This window comes from Burkholderia sp. Se-20378, assembly GCF_017104665.1.
Classification (GTDB): domain Bacteria; phylum Pseudomonadota; class Gammaproteobacteria; order Burkholderiales; family Burkholderiaceae; genus Burkholderia; species Burkholderia lata.
In genome coordinates, this window is sequence record NZ_JAAGPG010000991.1 from 1 (window position 1) to 1,689 (window position 1,689).

A 1,689-nucleotide genomic window follows, 5' to 3' on the forward strand; every position below is an offset into this window, starting at 1 on the left:
TCGCTCGTGGGCGCGGCCGCGCCAACGAGCGCCGCATAGCTGTCGAGCCATGCCCGCGCCGCCGCCGGTGATCAACACGGTCTTGCCGGTGAATGAAATCATCGAGGGACTCCTTTGAACGGGAAGGCAGCGCGTCGCGTCACAGCGACGACACCAGTTGCGCGTTGTCGATCCGCAGCTCCGCACCGTTGACGAAACGCGATTCGTCGGATGCGAGGAACAGCACGAGATTCGCGACATCCTGCGGGTCGCACATGCGCGCCATCGGATCGCTGCCGATGCCGAGTGCGGCCGGGTCGAGATCGGGCATCAGCGCCTGCGTCATCGGCGTCCAGATCCCGTCCGGATGGATCGAGTTGCAGCGGATCCGGTAACCGCTGCGCTTGCAGTGCACGGCGACGCTGCGCGCGAGCGCCGTCACCGCGCCTTTCGACCCGGTGTACGCGCACATCATCGGCAACCCGCCGAGCGCGGCGACCGACGACATCATCACGATCGAGCCCGGCGTGTCGTTGCCCTTCATCGCGCCGATCGCGTACTTGCAGCCGAGGAAATAACCATCGGCATTGGTGCGCATCACGCGCCGCCACGTGTCGAGGCTCGTGTCCTCGATCGAGCCGACCGGGCAGATTGCCGCGTTGTTGACGAGGACATCGAGACGGCCGAAGCGGTCGAGCGTCGATGCGATCGCATGCTGCCAACCGGCTTCGTCGACGATGTCGTGGCGGACGAACAGCGCGGCGTCGCCGATCTCGCGTGCGAGCGCACGGCCTGCGTCCTCGTCGATGTCGGTCAGCACGACACGCGCGCCTTCGGCGGCGAGCAGCAGCGCATCCGCGCGGCCGACGCCGCTCGCCGCGCCGGTGACCAGCGCGACCTTGTTTGCGACTCGATTCATGGTCGGTCGAATTCCTTTGACGTTGAAAGAAGGCAGGCACTCATGCGGCGCCCGGCGCGCGGCCGGCCTTGATCGCGTCGAGCGCGGCCGTGCCGTAGATCTGCGCGATCGTGTCGTCGACACGCGGGTTGGTGCGCAGCTCATGGCCGCCGTCGACCGCGAAGCTCTGGCCGGTCACCCAGCCCGACTCGGGGCCGGCGAGATAGCGCACCGCATGCGCGATCGCTTCCGGCTCGCCGAGCGTGCCGAGCGGAATCTGTTCGAGAAAGCTGTCGACGAGCGCGCGGTTGTCGAACATCGGCGCGGTGGCTTCGGAGCGCGTGAGGCCCGGGCGCACCGCGTTCACGCGGATCTTCGCGCCGGCCAGTTCCTCGGCCGCGCCGCGCACGAGCGCTTCGAGCGCGGCCTTCGCGGTGCAGTACGCGGACAGCCAGCGGAAATTGATCTGCGCGGCCGTCGACGAAATGCAGACGATCGCGCCGCCGCCACTGTCGGCAAGCCGCGGTGCGGCATGACGGATCGCGGCGAACGCGCTGTGCAGGTTCAGGTCGATTTCCGCGCGGAAGGTGTCGGCGTCATGCAGCAGCAGCGGCCGGAAGCCTGCACCGCCGACCGTCGGCACGACGATGTCGAGGCGCTGGTCGAGCGCCCATGCGCAGTCGAGCGCGGCCTGCAGGTCGGCTTCGTCGCAGGCGTCGCCCGCATGGATCGCGACGCGGCTGCCGGGCACGGCGTCGGTCAATTGCCGCTGCGTGCGTTCGAGCGCATCGCGGCGGCGGCCCATCAGCACG

Annotated in this window: 2 protein-coding genes; both read right to left on the bottom strand. The window is 68.9% G+C overall.

Annotation, left to right across the window (positions count from 1 at the left end; all coding sequences use genetic code 11):
* Window positions 1-139: 139 nt before the first annotated feature.
* Window positions 140-898 carry an SDR family oxidoreductase gene (locus G3N93_RS39630; protein ID WP_206135487.1) on the bottom strand — a complete coding sequence of 253 codons (759 nt, stop codon included), beginning with the start codon at window positions 896-898 and terminating at the stop codon, window positions 140-142.
* A 40-nt stretch (window positions 899-938) separates the two neighbouring features.
* Window positions 939-1,689: SDR family NAD(P)-dependent oxidoreductase (locus G3N93_RS39635; RefSeq protein WP_206135488.1), on the bottom strand; the 751-nt coding region annotated here is incomplete at its 5' end.

Coding starts and splice junctions, on each gene's coding strand:
- G3N93_RS39630 (WP_206135487.1), bottom strand. CDS start 898: ATGAATCGAGTCGCAAACAAGGTCGCGCTGGTCACCGGCGCGGCGAGC.